Here is a 20563-nt window from a genome sequence, read left to right on the forward strand (position 1 = left end):
GGATCAACGTCCGGATGCGCAGACCCACGTCGCGTGAACATTCCGTCCAGACGGCAGTGCGCTTCAGCCATTCCCAGGCGGGCGCGCGGGCTGGGTGGGGAAGCGTTCGAGGCGGTGAGGAATGACGAGGTCGACACCACAGGTGGGACTCTCTCTTGGGGCCGCTTCATCCTTCCTGCTGCATGAGCAGGTCGCGGAGCAGGCTCGGCGCACGCCGGACGCCATCGCAATCTGGTCCGAAGAGGGGGAGGTGTCCTATGGGGAGTTGGAGGCTCGTGCCAACCGGCTCGCCCACCACCTGAGGCGGCTCGGGGTGGGGCCCGAGTCCATCGTGGGGCTGCACGTCCCGCGCTCCATCGACATGGTGGTCTGTGTGCTTGGGATCTGGAAGGCGGCGGGTGCCTATCTTCCGCTCGATCCGGAGTACCCCGCCGAGCGCCTGCGGCTCTCCCTGGCTGACGCGCGCGCGGACGTGCTGGTGACCTCCGGCGCCGTGGACGCGTGGTGGGAGTGGGGCGGCCATCGTGTCGTCGATCTCCGGCGGGATGCGGCCCGGATCGCTTCCGAGCCCGATTCCCCGTCCGACAACGGACTCACCGCCGAGCACCTGGCCTACGTCATCTACACGTCGGGCTCTACCGGGAGCCCGAAGGGCGTGATGGTGACGCACCGGGCGGTGGCCAACCACTTGCGCTGGCGTCAGGCGACGTACCCTCTTGGCGCGGCAGACGCGTTCCTGCAAAAGGCCTCGCTGAGCTTTGACATCTCGGTCTGGGAGATCTTCGCGCCGTTGATCGCTGGCGCGCGTCTGGTGCTGGCCCGGCCGGGTGGGCAGCGAGATGGAGGCTACCTGGCCGGCCTGATCGCGCGGCAGGGCGTGTCCATCGCGCACTTCGGCCCCACGCTGCTTCGGCTGGTGCTGGATGCGCCGGAGCTGGAGCGCTGCACCTCGCTGCGGCACGTCTTCTGTGGTGGCGAGGTGGTCCCGGTCTCCTTGTGTGAGCGGTTGCTGGCGCGGGTGCCGGCGCGGCTTCACCACCAATATGGGCCGACCGAGGCGACCATCGATGCCTCCTGCTGGGACTGTGTCCCGGGGGAGACGCGCTCCTATGTCCCGATGGGAGCGCCGGTGGCGAATACGCGGCTCCATGTCCTGGACGCGCGCGGTCACCTCGCCGCGCCGGGTGAGGTGGGAGAACTCCTCATCGGGGGCGTGGGGCTGGCGCGGGGGTACCTCCGGCGCCCGGACCTCACCGCCGCTGCCTTCGTCCCGGATCCGTTCAGCGAGGAGCCGGGCGCGCGGCTGTATCGCACGGGAGATCTCGTCCGACGGATGCCGGATGGGACGCTCCAGTTCCTTGGCCGCCGCGATCATCAGGTCAAGGTGCGTGGCTACCGTGTCGAGTTGGGCGAGATCGAGGCGGCCCTCTTGGGCCACCCCGGGCTCCGCGAGGCGGTGGTGGTGGTCCGTGGCGAAGGGGAGGACGAGCACAGACTGGTGGCCTATGTTGTCCCGGCGCGGAATGCCGTGGAGCCGCTCGAACTCACGGCGCTTCGGGCGTTCCTGGAGCGGTCCTTGCCGGATTACATGGTTCCGGCGGTCTTCATCCCGTTGGACGGACTGCCGCTCACCCCGACAGGCAAGGTGGACCGCGGCGCGCTGCCCGAGCCATCGGAGTTCAACCGCCTCGTGCCATCGGGCCTTCATGAGGCGCCGCGAGGTGCGCTGGAGGAAAGGTTGTCTCGGCTCTGGGGAGAGGTGCTGCGCGTCGCGCTCCCGGGGCGCCACGCGCACTTCCTGGAGCTGGGGGGAGACTCCATCCTCGCTGTCCGGATCGCTGCCCGTCTCCGCGAGGCGGGTTACCGGTGCCGCCCCTCCCAGCTCTTCAGCCATCCCACCATCGCGGAACTGGCCGGGGGGCTGCGCGCGGCCTTGCAGGAACTCCCGGACGGAGGGAAAGCCTCCGCTGTCCCGGAGGACGAGTGGCCCTCTTCTGCCGCGTCAGAGCCGTATCCGCTCACGCCCATGCAGGAGGGAATGCTGTTCCACACGCTGCTCGCGCCCGGTTCGCGCGTGTACCACGAGCAACTGGAGTTCGAACTTCGCGGTCCGCTCGTTCCGGAGCTCATCGAGCGCGCCTGGTGCGAGGTGGGCGCCCGTCATCCGGGGCTGCGGATGCGCTTCCAGTGGGAGGGGCTCTCCGCTCCACGCCAGGTCGAGGCGCGGGAGTTGCCGCCGATCGAGTGGTGGGACTGGCGCTCGCAGGAGTCGCTCGCGTTCGAGGAACGGCGCGAGCGTTTTCTCGCCGAGGATCGAGCGCGCGGTTTCGCGCTCACGGATGCGCCGCCGGTGCGCCTGTCGGTGGTCCAGTTGGAGGACGGGCGGTATTGGGCCGTCTGGAGCCTGCACCACCTCGTCTTTGATGGCTGGAGCGCGGCGCTCGTTCTGGGCGAACTCTTCGCCACGTACGCGGCGCTCCGGGCTGGGACCCGTCGTGAGCTGCCCCCGGCCCGACCGTACCGGGATTTCGTGCGCTGGATTCGCTCGCGCGACTTCTCCGCGGAGGCTCCGTTCTGGAGGGAAGCGCTGGGTCCTGGCGTCTCTCCAACGCCATTGTTTGCGGACCGCCGGCCCACCCGCCGCGTGCCGGAGCCGGACGCGGCGCTGCGGCTGCGGCTCAACGCCGGACGGACCGCCCGGCTCAAGGCCCTGGCGGTGCGTCACCGCATCACGCTGAACACGCTTCTGGCGGGAGCGTGGGCCGTGCTCCTGGGTCGCTACAGTGGCCAGCGCGAGGTCACGTTTGGGCTGGCGGTGTCCGGGCGTTCCATCGAACTGGACGGAGTGGAAGGCATTGCCGGGTTGCTGCTCAACACGTTGGCCGTGCGGGTGGAGGTGCCCTCCCAGGCCACTGCCGACGGCTGGCTGCACACGCTCCAGGCTCGGCTCACCGAGCTCCTTGCGCACGAGCAGACACCCCTGGCCGATGTCCAGCGGTGGTGCGCTGGCAAGCCCGGTGAGGCGCTCTTCGAGAGCCTGCTCGTCTTCGAGAACTACCCCGCGGAGGCGGCGTGCTGGAGCCCGCCGGGGGCCGGACTCGTTGTCGAGCGCCGCTTCGGCGCGGCGCGTGCTCCTTATGCGCTCACGCTCACCGCGCGTCCGGGCGAGGCGCTCGAACTCTGGGCCTCCTACGAGCGTGACCGGTTCAGCGACGAGGTGATCCACCGGTTGTTGCGGCACCTGGAGCAGTCACTCTGGGCGCTGGCGGAGGGAAGCTCCAAGGTGTTGGCGTCGCTGGAGTTGCTGCCGGCGGACGAACTGTCGGCGCTGCTGGCGCGAGGCCGAGGACCACGGGTGGCACTACCGGACGAGGCCGAGCTCCCCGCCCTGTTCGAAGCCCAAGCCGCGCGCACCCCGGAGACGGTCGCGGCGATGTTCCACGATGAGCGGGTGACGTACCGCGAACTGGACGCGCGCGCGAACCAGCTTGCCCACATGCTGCGAGGCCATGGCGTCGGTCCAGAGGTGCGGGTGGGGCTCTGCCTCCCGCGCTCGTTGGAGCTGCTGGTCGCGGTGCTGGGGGTGCTCAAAACGGGCGGGGCTTATGTCCCGTTGGATCCAGACTACCCGGCCGAGCGGACGGCCTACGTGATGGCGGACGCGGGCGTGGCCGTGCTGTTGACGCAGTCCTCGGTGCGCGGCCGGCTTCCCGCGGGGCAGGTGCGGTCAATCCTGTTCGATGAGGTGCGCGCCGAACTGGCCGCGTTGCCCTCCACGCCGCCGCCGCGGCCGGTGCTCTCCACCCGGTTGGCATACGTCCTCTACACCTCCGGCTCCACCGGGCGTCCCAAGGGCGTGATGGTGACGCACCAGAACGTGCTCAACTTCCTCCAGTCGATGCGGCGCGAGCCGGGGCTGCGGCCGGAGGACGTGGTGCTCGCGCTGACCTCACTCTCCTTCGACATCGCGGGGCTGGAGCTCTTTCTGCCGCTGGCGGTGGGGGCCCGCGTGGTGATTGCGCCACAGGCGTGGCAACGCGATGGGGCACTGCTGGCCGCGGGGTTGACTCGGTGCGGCGCGAGCGTGTTGCAGGCCACCCCCGCCACCTGGCAGATGCTGTTGCAGGCCGGGCTCCCGGCGGGCCTGGGGCTGCGGGCCTTCTGCGGCGGAGAGGCCATGTCCCGCCCGCTCGCCCGCGCGCTCGGAGAAGTGGCCGGGAGCGTCTGGAACCTGTACGGCCCCACCGAGACGACCATCTGGTCCGCGGTGGAGCGCCTCCAGGACGAGGAGGCCGACCCGTCACTCGGACACGCCATCGACAACACGGAGTTGTACGTCCTCGATACGGGCGGACGCCCGGTGCCGGTGGGCGTCGCCGGCGAGCTGTTCATTGGCGGAGAGGGCGTGGCCCGGGGCTACCTTGGCCAGCCAGCGCTCACGGCGGAGCGCTTCGTTCCGGATCCCTTCTCGGCCAGGCTGGGGGCGCGCCTGTACCGCACTGGCGATCTCGTCCGCTGGCGGGAGGGCGGGGGGCTCGAGTTCCTTGGGCGCATCGACCATCAGGTGAAGGTGCGTGGTCACCGCATCGAGCTGGCGGAGATCGAGACGACGCTCGCAGGGCATCCGGCGGTGGAGCAGGCGGTGGTCGTTGCCCGGGTGCACGCGGCAGAGGATGTGCGGCTGGTGGCCTACTTCATCCCGCGGACGGGTCAGGACGGGAGGAATGTGCAGGCGCTGCGCCAGTGGCTCTCGGAGCGGTTGCCTGGGCCCATGGTGCCGACCGTGTTCGTCCCGCTGGCCTGCTTCCCGTTGACGCCGAACGGCAAGGTTGATCGCCGCGCATTGCCAGCTCCGGATTGGGGGGCCGCGCCACGGGGAGCGGGGGCGTTCGTCCCGCCGCGGAGCGCCACCGAGCGCGCCGTGGCGGAGCTCTGGCGCGAGCTGCTGGGAGGGAGTGCGGTCTCCGGCGTGTTCGACAGTTTCTTCACGGTGGGCGGACACTCGTTGCTGGCGGTCCGGTTCGCCATGCGGGCGCGCACGACCTTCAGGGTCGAGCTGTCGCTTCAGGCGCTGCTCGAACAGCCGACCATCGCGGGGATGGCAGCGGTCATCGACGCGGCGTTGGAGCGCTCGCCAGTTCCGAGGGGGGAGGCGGAGGTGGATCCGATGGCCGACGCCGTGCTGCCACCCGGGCTCGAACCTCGTGGCACGTTGCCCGCGCGGCCTCGCCCCCCTCGGCACCTCCTGCTGACTGGCGCGACCGGCTTCGTGGGGGCCTTCCTGTTGAAGGAGCTGCTGGATCGGCTGCCCGCGCGCATCCACTGCCTCATCCGCGCGGCTGGGCGCGAGGAGGCGGGGGCCAGGCTGGAACGAAAGCTCCGCGCCTATGGGCTCTGGGAGGAGCGCTTTCGGGAGCGGATTGAACCTGTCCCGGGAGATCTGGCGGAGCCCGGGCTGGGGCTCTCGTCCGCGCAGCTCGAAGCACTTGCCGGGCGGGTCGACGCCATCTACCACTGCGGCGCGGTGGTGAGCTTCCTCTACCCGTACCGGGAGATGAGGGCGCCCAACGTGCAAGCGACGCAGGCGCTTCTGGAGCTTGCGTGCCGGGGCCGCCCGAAGGTGTTCCACCACGTGTCCACGCTGTCCGTCTTCCCGCCGCATCTTCGCCAGGGAGGGGGCCTGCTCGCGGAGGATGATGCCATCGAGGGGGCGACGGGTTTCCGCACCGGTTATGCCCAGAGCAAATGGGTGGCGGAGCGGTTGGTGGCGCAGGCCCGTAGCCGGGGCATGCAGGTCGCCATCTACCGTTTGGGCAACGTGACTGGCCACAGCCAGACGGGCGTCTGGAATACCACCGACTTCGTCACCCGGAGCCTGAAGAGCTTCATCCAGCTCGGCAGCATGCCGGTGTTGGATGGCACGCTGGATCTGCTACCGGTGGATTTCGTGGCGAAGGCGATCGTGCACCTCTCGCGAGAGCCCCAGTCCTTCGGGAGGACGTTCCATCTGAGCCACCCACTCCCGGTGTCGGCCGGGTTGCTGCGGGGGTGGCTGGAGACGTTGGGCTATTCGCTGCGGAGTTTGTCGCAGACCGAGTGGCTCGATGAGTTGCGGCGGGAGACCGAGCGCCGGGACCACAACGCGCTCTTCGCGCTCGCTCCGCTGATTGGAGCGCGGGAGGCGCCGGGCGGCGCGGGGCCCCTGCAACTGTTTTCATCCTGGGGGCGCGTGGATCACCGGAACACGCGCGCGGGATTGGAGGGCAGTGGCATCGAATGCCCGCGGGTGGACGAGTCCCTTTTCCGCACCTACTTCAAGTACTTCGTCGAGAGCGGCTTCCTCCGCGCGCCTGGAGCACAAGCCCCGGCCCACGCCGGCCGGGGCTTTACCGCCTAGTCGGACACCTCCGGAGGCAGCATATCCTGGCAGCGCCGGATGCCCCGCTGGGCCTCCACGAGCTGCGGATGGTCGCGCTTCAGGGCGCGATAGAGGGTGATGGCCGTCTCGCAGTTGCCGTCGTTCTCCAGGGCTCGGGCGCGGGCCATGCGCTTCGAGGCGTCCTCCACCTTGCCCGCGAGCGCCGCCAGCTCGGGCTCGACGGCGTCCAATCCCAGGCTCCGTGCCTGGGCCAGCCGTTTCATCGCGCTGTCCAGCCGGCCTTCGTTGAAGTCATTGCCGATGTCGATGGCCTGTCCCGCCGCGAGCACCTTGAGCTGCCGGGTCGCGACATCGTCGGGCGCCGTCTCCACCGTCCCGCTGGTGGCGTGAGGTGACGCGCCGGCCTCTTTGGCGGGGGGCGCCACGGGAGACGCCGGTTGCGCCGGGGAACCGACTGGAACCAGGGTTCCCTCCTTGACGTCGTCGCGGCTGCCGCCCCGGAGGGCCACGAGGCCCACGCCGCCCAGGAGCAGGACGCCCGCGATGCCCAGCCCCACCACCGCGCTGGACTTCGAGCGCTTCGGCGCCGCGTAGGGGGAGGCCGCGTGCGCCGTCTTGTTGAAGCCCTCTGAGCCCACCCGGAGCCCGGAGGGCGCGGCGGGCTGGGTCAGCGGAATGGGCGCGGAGCCCGTCACCGGCGCGGCCTCCGCCGGGGCGGCGCGCACCAGGGTGGCCTCGGAGCCCTCCGTGCCAAAGAGGAGCGTGGCCGGTCGCGCCGGTTCGAGGCCACCGCCGGTGATGGCGGGGTTGATGCCGCTGACGGCGCGCCGGCTGGTGAGGGTAGGCAACGCGTTGACCAGGTCCGACGCGAAGGCCTCCATGGTGGCGTAGCGCTCCTCGCGGCGCTTCGCGGTGGCCTTCTGGATGACGGCGTCGACGGTTGGATATTGGAGGTCCGCCGCCACCTGCGCCAGTCGTGGCATGGGCTGGTGGACCTGCTTCTGCATGATTTCGGAGACGCTGTTGCCGTCGAAGGGCTGCTGACCGGTGAGCAGCTCGAAGAGGACGATGCCCACCGCGTACACGTCCGCGCGGGCGTCCACGTCCAGGCCCATGGCCTGCTCGGGGGACATGTAACGCGGCGTGCCGGCCACCGCGCCCTGGACGGTGAGCCGTGTCGCGCCGTCGGTGATTCGGGCGATGCCGAAGTCCAGGACCTTCACGTGCCAGCCGCGCATGCCCTGCCGGACCATGATGTTCTCCGGCTTGAGGTCGCGGTGGATGACCTGGCGCGCGTGGGCATAGGCGAGCACGTCCGCCACCTGGAGGACGATGTCCACGGCTTCGTCGAGCGCGAGCCGGCCACACGCGGCGAGCAGGCTCTTGAGGTCATCCCCCTCCACGTACTCCATGGAGATGTAGAGGCTGCCTTCCTCGTCCTGCCCGAAGTCGTGCAGCGTCACTGCGTTGGGGTGGGCCACTCGCGCGTAGCTCTTGGCTTCGTTGAGGAAGCGGCGGGCCACGTCCGGGTCCATGGACAGGCCGCTGTTGAGGAACTTCATCGCCACCTGCTGGCCGATGCCCACCTGTTCGGCCAGGTACACCGAACCCATGCCGCCCTGGCCCAGCCGCCGGAGGATGCGGAAGCGGCTCGCCACGACACGGCCGAGCATCCGGTCCACGGCCGGCGCCACCGTCAGCAGCTCGGTGCCACCACAGGCCGGACAGGCGCCGTCCCACTTCTCATGCTGGGCCTCGCATCGCTGGCAGATGAAGAGCGACATGGTGTCCTTGCTGGGCCGGAGGGGAGGGGACCGCGGTCAGCGCGTGGCCGGGGCGTAGCGCTGGAAGAGGATGCGCTCCAACTCGCGAGCCCCCGCCTCGGGGGACTTTCGCTGGGCGGAGGCCGCGCGGAGCACGTCCGTGCGCGCATCTTGCGGCAGGTCCGTCTCCAGCACCGTCAGCGCGCCGTCCAAATCTCCGGCGCGCTGGAGCGCGGCGGCGCGCCACACGCGGTACTCGGTGCGCTCGGGCGCCGCTGATGCGGCCTTCGCGAACAGGCGCTGCGCCCCGGTGGAGTCTCCACTCTGGAGCGCCGCGAGCCCTTCCAGGAAAGGCGCCTGGGCAGCGGCCTTGGCGGACGGCTCCCCCGTGTCTCGAGCCAGGTCGAAGAGCGCGCCGGACTCCCGCAGGCGCGCCGTGGGGAGCGCTTCACCGGCCAGGGCCCGCTGGTGCAGTTCGTTGGTGGTGGCCTGGGAGGCCGCGCTCAGCCGCGCGGCCATGTCTCCCAGGTCCGTGCCCAGGTAGCCCTCGGACACCAGCGTGCGCAGCGTCTCGCCCGCCGCGCCGGGGCCCACCAGCCGGCCTTCCTCCAGCGCGGCGAAGAAGCCGGCCTTCAGCTCCACGTGCCGGGCCGTCATGTCGGGCGGCACCTTGTTGCGCTTCTTGCGGCGCGCGGCCTTCAGCTTGCGCTCGCACAGGGCCAGCTCGCGCTGCGCCTTGGTGCGGTCCTGGATGTCCGGCGCGCTGCGCACGTAGGCGCGGTAGGCGGCGCAGGCCCCGGGGACGTCCTTCGCCCCCATGCGCGCGCGGGCCAGGCCCAGGTAGGCGGGCAGCAGGGACGGGTTGGCGCGCGTGGCCTGGAGCAACACCTCCGCCGCGTCCTTGTGCTTGCGCTTGTTGTAGAGGCGGGTGCCCTCGGCCAGCAGCGCATCGCCACGGCCGACGGAGGGCCCCACCAGGGGCTCGGCCAGGGACAGGCCACACGTCAGCAGCACACAGGCCCACGTCAGGCGCCGCAGGTCAGAACGCATAGCCCAGCCCTCCGCGAATGTTGCTCGTTCCGGCAATCTTCTTCAGCAGCGTGAAGCTGTGCTGGTACGCGACGGAGGCGTACAGGCCCTCGTACACGAAGATGCGCGCGGTGGCCTGTCCGGACGCGTGCAGGTCCAGCGCGTAGAGGCCGTCCTTGAAGATGGCCGCGTCACCCGCGCGTTCCTTCACCAGCAGCCCTCGGCCCTCCAGTCCCACCTGGATGGCGAAGGACACGGGCCCGAGCACGTAGCGCAGTTGCGGCTGGAGCGCGCGCAGCGACACCGCCTGCACCCGCGTGTCCAGCGACGACACGCCGTCCGGCCCCACGCCGCCCACGCCAGGCGGTACGTCGATGCCCAGCGTCCATGTGTCGCCGGTGGAGGCGTAGGTGGCGCCCACCAGCATGACGCCGAAGAACTGCCCATAGCGGCCGTACTCGACGCCCACGCCGCGCAGGTTGCGCGAGCCCGGCGCGCGCACGTCCCGAGTGCGCAGGCTCTCCAGCTCCTCCGAGGTGCTCAGCGGCTGGGACGCCAGCGACGTGCCCGTGAGGCGCTGCATCTCGAACGAGGCCTCCAGGTAGCTTTGCCGCGCCATGGTGGCTTCCTTGCGGCGGCGCATGGCCAGCTTGAAGGACTGCATGGAGGTGGGCGTCAGCGCGTGCTCCAGCGTGTAGGTCCCGCCGGGCGCGATCTCCGCCGTCACCTCGTGGGGCTCGTAGCCGTCCAACGTCAGCGACACCCTGCGCGTGCCCGGCTGGATGCCCTGGTCCACCGCGGTGGTCCCCACCGGCTGGCCGTCCACGCGAATCTCCGCGCCCTCCGGCTGCGCCTTCACCACCAGCCGCGCGGGCACCTTCTCCAGCGTGGCGTCCAGCTTGACCTGCTGGCGCGAGCTCATCACGCGCGTCTCTTCCTTCGGAAGGTGCGAAGCCAGTTCGAAGCGGAAGGTGTGCTCACCCGGCAGCACCTCCGTGGTGAAGGGCGTGGAGCCCACCTTCACGCCGTCGATGAAGACGGTGGCCCCCGCGGGCGTCGTCTCCGCCACCACCGTGGCATTGAGCGACAGGAACTTCACCAGCACGCCGGCCAGGGCCTTCTCGAACGCCGGGTTCGCCGTCTCCGCCTGACCCCGGGCGCCCGTGCCGGGCCGGACGCTGACGGCGCGGAAGCGGTAGCCGGCGTCGTCCTGGCCCACCTGCACCAGCACCACGCGCTCCAGACCCAGTGATTCCAGGTACGCCTCCAGCGGCTCCCGGCAGCGCGCCTCGCCGGACACGCAGCGCAGGTCGCCGCCCTGGCCCTTCAGGTGCATGGCCAGGGCGCCCCGGCCGATGAGCTGCTCCGCCTGCACGTCTTGCGGTATCAGCGCGGCAATCCCTTCCTCGGTGCGTTGCAGCAACGCGTCCTGTCCTGGGTACAGGGCCTGGACGAGCCACAGCGTGTGCGAAGGGGTGGGTGCCTGGGTGTCCGGGGGCATTCCGGGTGCGGCGCCGGCGCTCAGCGCCAGGCTGACACTCAGGAGACAGGAGACGAACATGGCGTCCTCGGGGGAGGGGGCCGCGGCGGAACCGACCGGCGGCCCCCGTCCAAGGTGTACGCCAATGAACGCTCTCCTGCCTAGGGGGGAGGTCCGAGAACGGAGGGATTTCCGGGAAGCTGCCTTCCAGCGCCTTCCTGCTCGCCTGCCTTCCGGCCGCATGCAGGGAAGCTGGGGGCTGGAGGTCGCCTGGGGTGTGGGGAATGCGCATCGTTCCCCCGGTCGCAGCACCTCCGAGGAGGCGGAATGGTTCTCCCTGGCAAGGGAATGGGCTGGAAGACGTTCTTTCTGGCGCTGAAGGACGAGTGGACGCGCGACGAGGTGGGGGACGTCGCTGGCGCGCTCACCTTCCGGATGATTCTGGCGCTGTTCCCATTCCTGCTGTTCCTGGTGTCGCTGGCGGGTCTCCTCATCGAGCCCGCCCAGGCCCAGGTGCTCATCCAGGAACTGGCGCGGGTGGCGCCCCGGGAAGTGACGTCCATCCTGAGCGAGCGCATCGAGGCGCTGGCGAACAGCCGGCCGGTGGGGCTGCTGACGGTGGGCGGTGTCGGTGCCGTCTGGGCGGCCTCCGCGGGCGTGGTGGCGCTGATGACGGCGCTCAACAAGGTCTACGGTGTGACGGAGTCGCGTCCCATCTGGAAGCTGCGCGGCATCGCGCTGCTGGTGACACTGGGCGGAGCGGCGGTGGCCATCCTCGCGGCGTTCGCGGTCATCGTCACGCCCGTCATCGCTGGCAAGCTTCCCGGCGGGTTGGGCACCGTGCTCATGTGGCTGCGGCTCCCGGTAGCGGGCCTGCTGATGATGTTTCTGTGGGCGGTGCTGTACTACGTGCTGCCGGACGTGAATCAGAAGTTCCGTTTCATCACCCCGGGCTCGGTGGTGGGCGTGCTCATCTGGGTGTTCGCGTCGTGGGGCTTCTCCCAGTATGTGGCCAACTTCGGCAAGTACGACGTCAACTACGGCGCCATCGGCGGTGTCATCGTCATGCTGCTGTGGATGTGGATCTCCGCGCAGGTCATCCTGCTGGGCGCGGAAATCAACGCCATCCTCGAGCACCGTTCCCCGGACGGAAAGGCGCCGGGCCAGAAGGTCCCGGAGCAGGGCAAGGCGCTGACCGCCACCAAGACGGAACTGGAGGCGGGAGGTGCGTCGCTTCCGGGCGCTCCGGGCTTCCAGCCCGTGGTGGACCCGGTGACGGGCCGGCCCCTGGATGACCCACCGTCCGCTCCACCCAGGCTGCGTGACACGCCGCTCGCGGCGGCCTTCAAGTGGACCGTGGGCATGGGCCTGGGGTTGTTCCTGCTGCGCAAGTCGGACTCCCGGTAGACCGTCCTTCGCTTCCCAGTGCCGCCGGGGCGTTCGCGCGTGACGACGGGTGGCTTTTGACTCGCGGCGCCACTCCGGTGTGAAGGGTTGTCATCGCAGGGGGGGCTTGCCGAACGCCTACCCCCAGTGCGAGCGTGCGCGCGTTGTTGGCTGGACGACAGTGGCTGCCGTCATCCACTGACCGCCCCCCTCGGACAATCCCCCGCACCCTGAGTGCCCCGGCGCATGGACGACGTACGCCCTGGAGTTCCGATGTCTCAGACCCCCTCCTGGCCCCTGCGCTGCGGCGCGGTGCTTCTCACGGCTCAACTCGTCCTTGCGTGTGGTGGCGGGGAGCCGAAGCCTCCACCTCCCACCGACCTCACGCCGCCCACGACACGCGCCACGCCCGCGGGAGGCGACTTCACCACCGCCGTGGTGGTGACGCTGGCTTGTGACGACGGCGGCGGCAGTGGCTGCGCGGCCACGTACTACACGCTGGATGGCTCCACGCCCGGCACGGGCTCCACGCAGTATCGCGAGCCCTTCACACTGGGGAGCACCACCACGGTGCGCTTCTACTCCGTGGACGCGGCAGGCAACGCGGAGGCGCCGGGGACCGCGACATTGACCCTGGTGGGTGCGGCGGACACGGAGCCGCCCAGCACGGTGGCCAACCCCGCGAGCGGCGCGTTCAGCAGTCCCCGGAGCGTGGCGCTGACGTGTGACGACGGCGCGGGCAGCGGCTGCGCGGCCACGCACTACACGCTGGATGGCAGCGTTCCTACGCAAGCCTCGCCGCGCTACACGGCGCCCCTGTCCATCGCCACGTCCACCACGCTGCGCTTCTTCTCCGTGGACCGGGTGGGCAACGTCGAGGCGGTGCGGCAGGCGCGTTACGTCGTGGACACGGAGGCGCCTCAGGTGGCCGCGACGCCACGGGGGAGCACGTTCACCGGGACGCGCGCGGTGACGCTGGCGTGTGACGACGGTGAGGGCAGCGGCTGCGCGGCCATCCACTACACCAACAATGGCGCCATTCCCTCCCTGGACTCCTCCGTCTATGAGGAGCCCCTGGTGCTGACGGCCACCACTCGCGTGCGCTTCATCGCGGTGGACTGGGTGGGCAATGTCTCCGAGGTGGTGTCGGAGCTCTACACGCGGGAGACCTCCGGCGAGGACCGCGTGGCCCCCACGACGACGGCGACGCCCGCTGGCGGTGTCTACTGGAGTGCGCAGTCCGTCGTCCTGGGCTGCGCGGATGACGCCGAGGGAAGTGGCTGCGCGGGGACGTACTACACGGTCGACGGCAGCGCGCCGACGACATCCAGCATCCGCTACACGGGCCCCATCACCGTGGCCTCCTCCACCACGCTGCGTTTCTTCTCCATGGACATCGCGGGCAACGTCGAACCGGTGAAGTCCGAGCAGTACACGATGGACACGGTGCCGCCGGTGACGACCGCCACGCCCGTGGGCGGCGTCTACCAGGACGCCGTCACCGTGACGCTGGTGTGCAACGACGGTGGTTCGGGCTGCGCCGCGACGCGCTACACGCTGGATGGCTCCGCGCCGGTGTCGAGCGCGTTGCTGTACGAGCGGCCCATCACGATCACTCGGAACACGATGCTGCGCTTCGCCTCCACGGATGCGGCGGGCAACGTGGAGCAGGCGAAGCAGGAGTCCTACGTGCTGCCCGACCTGGACCGGACGGCGTCCGAGCAGATCCAGGCCGTGCGCAACGCGGCGAATGGCCCGGTGAACCTCATCATCAACGGAGCCCGCATCACCTTCATCAAGGACGCCGTGGGCAACGCGGTGAACGACGCGGCGGGTTTCTTCCTCCAGGCGGAGCGGACCGGGCCCGCCGTCTTCGTTCCGGTGGACCCAGCGACACTATCCCCCGTTCCGCGGGTGGGAGACCGGGTGCGTGTCACCGTGAATGCGAAGAGCGTCGTCAACGGCCAGACGCGCGCGAGCCTCTCTGGCTTCAACGTGCTCAGCTCGGGGCACTCGGTGTCGGAGCTTCTCCAGGACGTCAGCGACGTGGACGTCACCATCGGTGGGACGCAGCCCGAGTATGAGTCCGAGTACATCTCCATCACCGGCACCATCGGCGCACCTGGGTTCTCCGCCGCGGGGCTGGGGCATCTGCAGGCGCCGCTGACGACGGTGGGCGTGCCGGCGGGCTCCGTGGCCGCGGCCGTGCTGCGCCTGCGCGTGGTGGAGCCCCTTCGCGACAGCTTGGCGTTGACGTCGGGCTGCTCGCTGACGGTGACGTCTCCGCTCTGGATCTTCATGTCCGGCACGCGGATGACGCCCACCATCCAGCCCACCGTGTGGACGGCGAGCCAGGCCACCGTGCACTCGTGCCCGGCGCCCCGGGTCATCAACGCATGGGCCACGACCCGCAACACGGTGATGGTGCGTTTCGGCCGCCCGCTCGACGCGGCGAGCCTGGTGGCCAACGGCAGTCAGTTCTCCATCCCCGGGCTGAGCGTCACCCAGGCCCAGTTGCAGAGCCGCACCGAGGTCGCGCTGACGACCAGCAACCAGACGCCGCGCCAGCAGTACACCGTGACGGTGGCGACCACCGTGCGTGACGCGCGCGGCGTCGCGCTGGATCCTTCGGCCACGCAGACGAGCTTCCCGGGCTACGTGCAGACGGCGCGGCTCCGCCTCTCCGAGGTGGCGCCCGCCGTTCCCCAGAACCGCGACCTGGTGGAACTCGTCGTCCTCGCGAGTGGCTCCGTCCAGGGCGCGACGCTGACGGATGGGAACACGGTGCTGGCCACGCTCCCCGATGTGCAGGTGTCGACGGGCGACATCATCGTCATCCACCTCAACCCGGACCGCGTCACGCTCGGGTGGGACGCACCCGCGTCGGAGACGACCAGCCGGGCCGAATACCCGCGGAGCCAGTACGCCGCGAACCATGACACGGCCTGGGACTTCCAAGGGGGTACGACGGGTATCTTTCCGGGCAACCGGGTCCTTCGCATCCGGGACACGTTCGGCACCACCCAGGACGCCCTGGCGGTCATCGAGACCAACGACGCCTTCGCGAACTACCCCACGATGCTCCAGTCGCTCCAGGCAGAGGGCCAGTGGTGGCCGGCGGACTGCTCCGGTGTGCCCTGCGACTATCCGGATGCGTGGGACGTCTCGGTGGACTGGACCCAGGCCTTCGGCACGCCGGGGCTGGCCACGTCGTTGGGGCGAAACGGGCAGGGGGACACGGACTCGGCGAGTGACTGGTCGGTGAGCATGTCCTCGTTCGGCTACGCCAACCCGTTGCCGTAGCTCGCGCCAGACGGCGCAACGACAATCGCCGCCTCGTCCCGGGAGCGTATCCCCGGGCCGGGCGGCGATTCGTGTTTCCGCGTCGTGCCTGTCCCTACCGGCGGCGCGCGGCGACGTCGGAGTGCTTCTCCACGAACTCCGAGTAGGGCCCGTTGAAGTCGAGCACTTCCTTGCCCGCCTGGAGCGACCAGATGCGGGTGGCCACCTCGGAGATGAGCTCCTGGTCGTGCGTGACGACGATGACCGTGCCCTCGTACTTCTGGAGGCCTTCGGCCAGCGCGGCGATGGACTCGAGGTCCAGGTGGTTGGTGGGCTCGTCGAGCACCAGCACGTTGTCCTGCATGATCATCAGCTTGGACAGGAGCAGCCGCACCGTCTCACCACCGGAGAGGGTGTCGGTGTTCTTCATCCGCTCCTCACCGGAGAAGAGCATCCGGCCCAGCACGCCGGAGATCTCCTCGTTGGTGAGCTTGTCGTGCAGGTCACGCAGCCAGCCGAAGCAGGTGGTGCCCTTGCGCACGACGCCGTGGTGGTCCTGCGGCAGGTAGCCCACGGAGGCCTGGTGGCCCCAGCCAATCTTCCCGCCGTCCGGCTCCAACTGGCCGGCAATCATCTTCACCAGCGTGGACTTGCCCACGCCGTTGCGGCCGATGACGCAGACCTTCTCGCCCTTGCAGACCAGGGCGTTGAAGGGCTTGATGACCTCCTGGCCCTCGAAGGACTTGTGGATGCCTTCGACCATCAGCGTCTGCTTGCCGCTGACCACCTTCTGGTCGAAGCGGATGAACGGGCGCGCGATGTTGGAGCGCTTGAGGTCGTCCGACTTCAGCTTGTCGATCTGCTTGATGCGGCTCTGCACCTGCGAGGCGCGGGTGCCGGCGTGGAAGCGCGCGACGAAGTCCTGGAGCTGGGCAATCTTCTTCTTCTTCTCCTCCGTCTCGGACTCGACGCGGCTGCGCACCTGCGCCTTCTGCCGGACCATGTCGTCATACCCACCGGGGTAGTGGATGATGGTCTCGTAGTCGATGTCCGCGATGTGCGTGCAGATGGCGTTGAGGAAGTGCCGGTCGTGGCTGATGGTGATGAGCACGCCCTCGTAGTCGTGGAGGAAGCTCTCCAGCCAGCGGATGGAGTCGATGTCCAGGTTGTTCGTGGGCTCGTCGAGGAGCAGGCCTTCCGGCTTGCCGAACAGCGCCTGCGCGAGCAGCACGCGGAGCTTGAGGCCGCCGGTGAGCTGCTTCATGGGCTCTTCGTGGGAGGCCTGGTCGATGCCAAGGCCCGCCAGCAGGGTGGCCGCGTCGCTCTCCGCCGAGTAGCCGTCCTCCTCGGCGATGACGCCCTCCAGGTCGCCCAGCCGGTTGCCGTCCTCCTCGGTGATGTCGGACTTGGCCAGCAGCTCGTTCTTCTCGGACATGGCCGCCCACAGGGCGCGGTTGCCCATGAGCACCACGTCGAGGACGCGGTTGTCCTCGTAGCGGAAGTGGTCCTGGCGCAGGATTCCCAGCTTGCGAGGCCGGACGATGTTGCCCATGTCCGCTTCCTCGTCCCCGGCGAGGATCTTCATGAACGTGGACTTCCCGGCCCCGTTCGGACCGGTCAGGCCGTAGCGGCGGCCCGGCGAGAACGTGACGTTGACGTCCTCGAAAAGCTTCTTGGGCCCGTAGGCCTTGGAGACGTTGATGACGTTGAACATGGCGGCGGCGTTGTAGCGGAAATGGTGCGGTGGGCCAAAGCGGCGACGTGTTTCGCGTTCTGCAGGAGACCGCGAGGACTCCATGTAACCGCTGGGAAGGCGGGAGAATGCCGCCCCGGTGTCGACTTCAGGCCGCCGGAAGCGGCGGCGGAGGACGTGAGATGCCGGGAGGCCGGCGGCGTTCCGCCTCGGACGGAATGCCAGGACGCCTGTACGGCTGTCCAGGAGGGTAGGTGGCCCCGGATGACGGGTGGGGAGCGGGCAGGGCAGATGGATGCGGTGCCTGCCGGGCATGACGGGTATAAGGGCCGGCCCATGGCCGTTCGTTTCGAGCTCCTCACCACCGACCCCACGGGCGCCCGTGCAGGCATCCTGCACACACGCCGGGGTTCCTTCAAAACCCCCATGTTCATGCCGGTGGCCACCCACGCGGGCTTCCGGCACCTGGCCATGGAGGAGGTGAAGGAGGCGGGCGCCAGCATCCTGCTGGCCAACACCTACCATCTGATGCTCCGGCCGGGCGCCGAGGTCTTCAAGCGCTTCGGCGGCATCCACCCCTTCATGCAGTGGGACGGGGGCGTGCTCACCGATTCGGGCGGCTTCCAGATCTTCTCCCTGCCGGAGGACCGGCTCATCACGGAGAAGGGCGCCCACTTCCGCAGCTTCTACGACAACAGCCGGCAGCTCCTCAGCCCCGAGTCGAGCATCGCCATGCAGCAGGCCATCAACTCGGAAATCATGATGGTGCTGGACGTGTGCATCGACTCGCGGACCGACGAGGCCGGCACGCGCGAGGCCATGGAGCGCACCCACCGCTGGGCGGTGCGAAGCCTGGAGGCGAAGGCGGCGCGGGACACCGGGCAGGCGATGTTCGGCATCGTCCAGGGCGGCGTCTTCCCTCACCTGCGTGACGAGAGCGCGGCCTTCCTGACGAAGCTGCCCTTCGACGGCTTCGCCATTGGCGGTCTGGCCGTGGGCGAGACGAAGGTGGAGCGCGAGTCCATGACGTTGCGCGCCACCGCGTCCCTGCCCGCCGACAAGCCGCGCTACCTGATGGGCGTGGGCACGCCCACGGACCTGGTGGAAGCCGTGTTGCGCGGTGTGGACATGTTCGACTGCATCATCCCCACCAAGATGGCCCAGCAGGGGTATGCGTACACGTTCAGCGGGCTCATCCGCATCTCCCGCAGCGTGTTCCGCCTCTCCGACGAGCCGCTGGACGCGGAGTGCGACTGCTACGTGTGCAAGCGCTACACGCGCGGCTACCTGCAGCACCTGATGCGGGGCAAGCACCACCTGGGCTCGCGCTTCCTGTCCGTGCATAACGTCCGGCACTACCAGAAGCTGATGGGGCGCATCCGCGAGGGCATCCTGAGTGGTACGTACGCGCAGGTGTACCGCGAGCTGAAGGCGGCCATCGCCACGCCCAAGGACTTGAAGGACGAGGCCAACGCGCGCGAGGTGACGTTGAAGGAGGTCGGGTGAGCACCGCACCCGACGCCAACCCGCGCGACGGCGACTTCGAGCTCATCACCCTGCGCAATGGCGCTCGCGCCGTGCGGCACCTGGGCCATGGCGAGGTGATGCACCCCTCCGTGGGGCCGTGGCAGGAAGCGCTGCGCCTCTATGTGGAGCAGGCACGGCTGGCGGACCGGCTGCGCCAGCCCGGGCCGCCGCTGGTGATTCATGACGTGGGGCTGGGCGCCGCCACCAACGCGGTGGCCGCGCTCACCTGTGCCAGGAGTCTGGGCGCGGAGCAGCGCCGGCTGCTGGAGGTGGTCAGCTTCGAGGTGGACCTGGCGCCGCTGCGGCTCGCACTGGCGGACGCCGAGGGCTTTCCCTTCCTCCAGCCGTTCCGTGACGCGGCGGAGACGCTGATGCGCGACGGGGTGTGGGAGGCGGAGGGGCTCCGCTGGCGGCTGCTGCTGGGGGACGCGGTGCCGCACCTGGACGGCACGCTGCCCGTGGCGGACCTCGTCTACTTCGACCCGTTCTCTCCGGCGTCCAATCCGGAGATGTGGACCGAAGCGGTGCTGGCCCGCGTGCGCCGGCACTGCCGCGAGGACGGGGAGGGGACGCTGCTGCTCACGTACAGCGCGGCCACGCCCACGCGGGTGACGTTGCTGCTGGCCGGGTTCTTCGTGGGCGCGGGTGTGTCGACGGGGACGAAGGGCGAGACGACGGTGGGCGCCACGCGGCGTGAGTCGCTGGAGGCGCCGCTCGGTGAGCGGTGGCTGGAGCGATGGAAGCGCTCGTCATCCCGGGCGCCGCATGGTGGGCAGCTCACGCCCGACATCGAGGCGCGCGTGCTGGCGCACCCGCAGTGGCGGTGACGGGCCGGGCCGCAGGGTGCCCTTTGGCACGCCACGATGTGTGGCTCGGCACGGCGTTGGGTCGGGTTTCCGGGGCGGGTGCTGCTTCCGCCTCTGCGTGCGGACTCCGAGTGACGGAAGACATTCGCCGCGGTCCGGGGTAATCGACGGGACATGCACGACGCCCTTCAGATGGAGGACTGGGGCGGCACCGGTCCGGTGCTGCACCTGGCCCACGCCAACGGCTTTCCTCCGGGGTGCTACCGCAAACTCATCGAGCACCTGAAGCCGCGCTACCACGTCTTCACGCTTCGTACGCGGTGCCTCGTGCCGGGCTCCGACCCGCGCGAGCTGCGGACCTGGGATGACATGGCGGATGACCTGATTCACGCCCTGCGTGCTCACGGCGTGCAGGGGGTCGTGGGCGTGGGGCACAGCATGGGCGGCGTGGCGACGCTGCTGGCCTCCGCGAAGGCGCCCGCGCTCTTCCGGGCCGTGGTGGCGTTGGACCCGGTATTGTTCACGGGGGCGCGGGAATGGGCGCTCCGTGCCTTGACGCTGCTCGGGCTGCGAAGCCGCGTGCCGCCCGCGAGTCTGGCGCGGCGGCGGCGTGAGTCATGGGGCGCTCGTGAAGAGGCCGCGCGAAGCTACGGCAAGAAGCCGCTGTTCGCGCGCTTCGACCCGGAGTGCTTCCAGGACTACATCACCCACGGCCTCACCGAGGCCCCGAGCGGTGGCTTCCGGCTGACCATCCCCAAGGCCTGGGAGGCGCGTGTCTTCGAGACGTCTCCGAAGGATGTCTGGCGCGAGCTGGGCACCGTGAACGTCCCGTCTCTGGTGATTCGCGGCGGTGAGTCCGACACGCTGACGCGCGACGCACTGGAGCGGGCCCGCCTCACCTTGAATGATCCCCAGACGGAGGAGCTTCCCGGCACGGGGCACCTCTTCCCGCTGGAGCAGCCGGAGCGATGCGCCCAGCGCATCGTCGAGTTCCTCGATGGCCTGGAGTCGGCCCGCGCGGCTGCCAGGGCCGTGCGTTGAACCACAGGAGCGGGTGCTGACATGTCCGGCCCCCACGGCCTCCAGGGGCGCTGACCGGACCCCTCCGAAGTGACCTTGCGAGGTCGCTGTTCGGAAATGTCGGGAGTTTTGGCGCGACAAAAGTCCCGACATTTCCGAACAGCGAGCTCCGTGTCCGCGACCGGGCCCCCCACCTGC

Annotated in this window: 10 protein-coding genes; 6 read left to right on the plus strand and 4 right to left on the minus strand. The window is 69.8% G+C overall.

The features are described from left to right. Window positions 1–121: 121 nt before the first annotated feature. On the plus strand, window positions 122–6397 hold the full coding sequence (locus FMQ63_RS05410; RefSeq protein ID WP_011554587.1) for a non-ribosomal peptide synthetase: 6276 nt from the start codon (window positions 122–124) through the stop codon (window positions 6395–6397). Here FMQ63_RS05410 and FMQ63_RS05415 read toward each other — a convergent pair. Genes FMQ63_RS05415 through FMQ63_RS05425 form a run of 3 tightly spaced genes read right to left on the minus strand, consistent with a single transcriptional unit; the run spans window position 6394 to window position 10732 of the window. Then, window positions 6394–8163, minus strand: coding sequence for a protein kinase (locus FMQ63_RS05415; RefSeq protein WP_020477880.1), 1770 nt, complete (start codon window positions 8161–8163; stop codon window positions 6394–6396). The two genes, FMQ63_RS05410 and FMQ63_RS05415, sit on opposite strands and share 4 nt — an antisense overlap. 36 nt (window positions 8164–8199) lie before the next feature. After that, window positions 8200–9192 (minus strand): lipopolysaccharide assembly protein LapB, encoded by a 993-nt coding sequence (locus tag FMQ63_RS05420; protein WP_020477879.1) that lies wholly within the window; start codon window positions 9190–9192, stop codon window positions 8200–8202. Further along, complete coding sequence (locus FMQ63_RS05425) at window positions 9182–10732, minus strand: PEGA domain-containing protein (RefSeq protein ID WP_225909352.1); 1551 nt, start codon at window positions 10730–10732, stop codon at window positions 9182–9184. The genes FMQ63_RS05420 and FMQ63_RS05425 overlap by 11 nt, the downstream gene beginning before the upstream one ends. A gap of 246 nt (window positions 10733–10978) precedes the next feature. On the opposite strand from FMQ63_RS05425, the gene FMQ63_RS05430 reads away from it, so the two are divergent. Both FMQ63_RS05430 and FMQ63_RS05435 read left to right on the plus strand, forming a co-directional pair. Then, a complete protein-coding gene (locus tag FMQ63_RS05430) occupies window positions 10979–12058 on the plus strand; it encodes a YihY/virulence factor BrkB family protein (RefSeq protein WP_011554583.1) in 1080 nt (359 codons plus the stop codon). Window positions 12059–12310: 252 nt separating this feature from the next. Further along, complete coding sequence (locus FMQ63_RS05435; RefSeq protein ID WP_216608602.1) at window positions 12311–15340, plus strand: chitobiase/beta-hexosaminidase C-terminal domain-containing protein; 3030 nt, start codon at window positions 12311–12313, stop codon at window positions 15338–15340. A gap of 94 nt (window positions 15341–15434) precedes the next feature. Here FMQ63_RS05435 and FMQ63_RS05440 read toward each other — a convergent pair whose 3' ends face one another. Further along, a complete protein-coding gene (locus tag FMQ63_RS05440) occupies window positions 15435–17033 on the minus strand; it encodes an ABC-F family ATP-binding cassette domain-containing protein (RefSeq protein ID WP_011554581.1) in 1599 nt (532 codons plus the stop codon). Window positions 17034–17348: 315 nt separating this feature from the next. Here FMQ63_RS05440 and tgt point away from each other — a divergent pair, with 315 nt between their 5' ends. From tgt to FMQ63_RS05455, 3 genes are all read left to right on the plus strand, one after another. Then, complete coding sequence (tgt, locus tag FMQ63_RS05445; RefSeq protein WP_011554580.1) at window positions 17349–18518, plus strand: tRNA guanosine(34) transglycosylase Tgt; 1170 nt, start codon at window positions 17349–17351, stop codon at window positions 18516–18518. After that, a complete protein-coding gene (locus FMQ63_RS05450; protein ID WP_011554579.1) occupies window positions 18515–19366 on the plus strand; it encodes a tRNA (5-methylaminomethyl-2-thiouridine)(34)-methyltransferase MnmD in 852 nt (283 codons plus the stop codon). Before tgt ends, FMQ63_RS05450 begins: the two co-directional genes overlap by 4 nt. A 153-nt stretch (window positions 19367–19519) precedes the next feature. Beyond that, on the plus strand, window positions 19520–20386 hold the full coding sequence (locus FMQ63_RS05455; protein WP_011554578.1) for an alpha/beta fold hydrolase: 867 nt from the start codon (window positions 19520–19522) through the stop codon (window positions 20384–20386). Window positions 20387–20563 lie beyond the last annotated feature (177 nt).

Origin of the sequence: Myxococcus sp. CA005, from assembly GCF_006518205.1 — a bacterium.
Taxonomy (GTDB): domain Bacteria; phylum Myxococcota; class Myxococcia; order Myxococcales; family Myxococcaceae; genus Myxococcus; species Myxococcus xanthus.

Excerpts from the sequence above, each read along its gene's own strand:
- FMQ63_RS05410 (WP_011554587.1), top strand. The coding sequence starts at position 122 with ATGACGAGGTCGACACCACAGGTGGGACTCTCTCTTGGGGCCGCTTCA.
- FMQ63_RS05415 (WP_020477880.1), bottom strand. The coding sequence starts at position 8,163 with ATGTCGCTCTTCATCTGCCAGCGATGCGAGGCCCAGCATGAGAAGTGG.
- FMQ63_RS05420 (WP_020477879.1), bottom strand. The coding sequence starts at position 9,192 with ATGCGTTCTGACCTGCGGCGCCTGACGTGGGCCTGTGTGCTGCTGACG.
- FMQ63_RS05425 (WP_225909352.1), bottom strand. The coding sequence starts at position 10,732 with ATGTTCGTCTCCTGTCTCCTGAGTGTCAGCCTGGCGCTGAGCGCCGGC.
- FMQ63_RS05430 (WP_011554583.1), top strand. The coding sequence starts at position 10,979 with ATGGTTCTCCCTGGCAAGGGAATGGGCTGGAAGACGTTCTTTCTGGCG.
- FMQ63_RS05435 (WP_216608602.1), top strand. The coding sequence starts at position 12,311 with ATGTCTCAGACCCCCTCCTGGCCCCTGCGCTGCGGCGCGGTGCTTCTC.
- FMQ63_RS05440 (WP_011554581.1), bottom strand. The coding sequence starts at position 17,033 with ATGTTCAACGTCATCAACGTCTCCAAGGCCTACGGGCCCAAGAAGCTT.
- tgt (WP_011554580.1), top strand. The coding sequence starts at position 17,349 with ATGGCCGTTCGTTTCGAGCTCCTCACCACCGACCCCACGGGCGCCCGT.
- FMQ63_RS05455 (WP_011554578.1), top strand. The coding sequence starts at position 19,520 with ATGCACGACGCCCTTCAGATGGAGGACTGGGGCGGCACCGGTCCGGTG.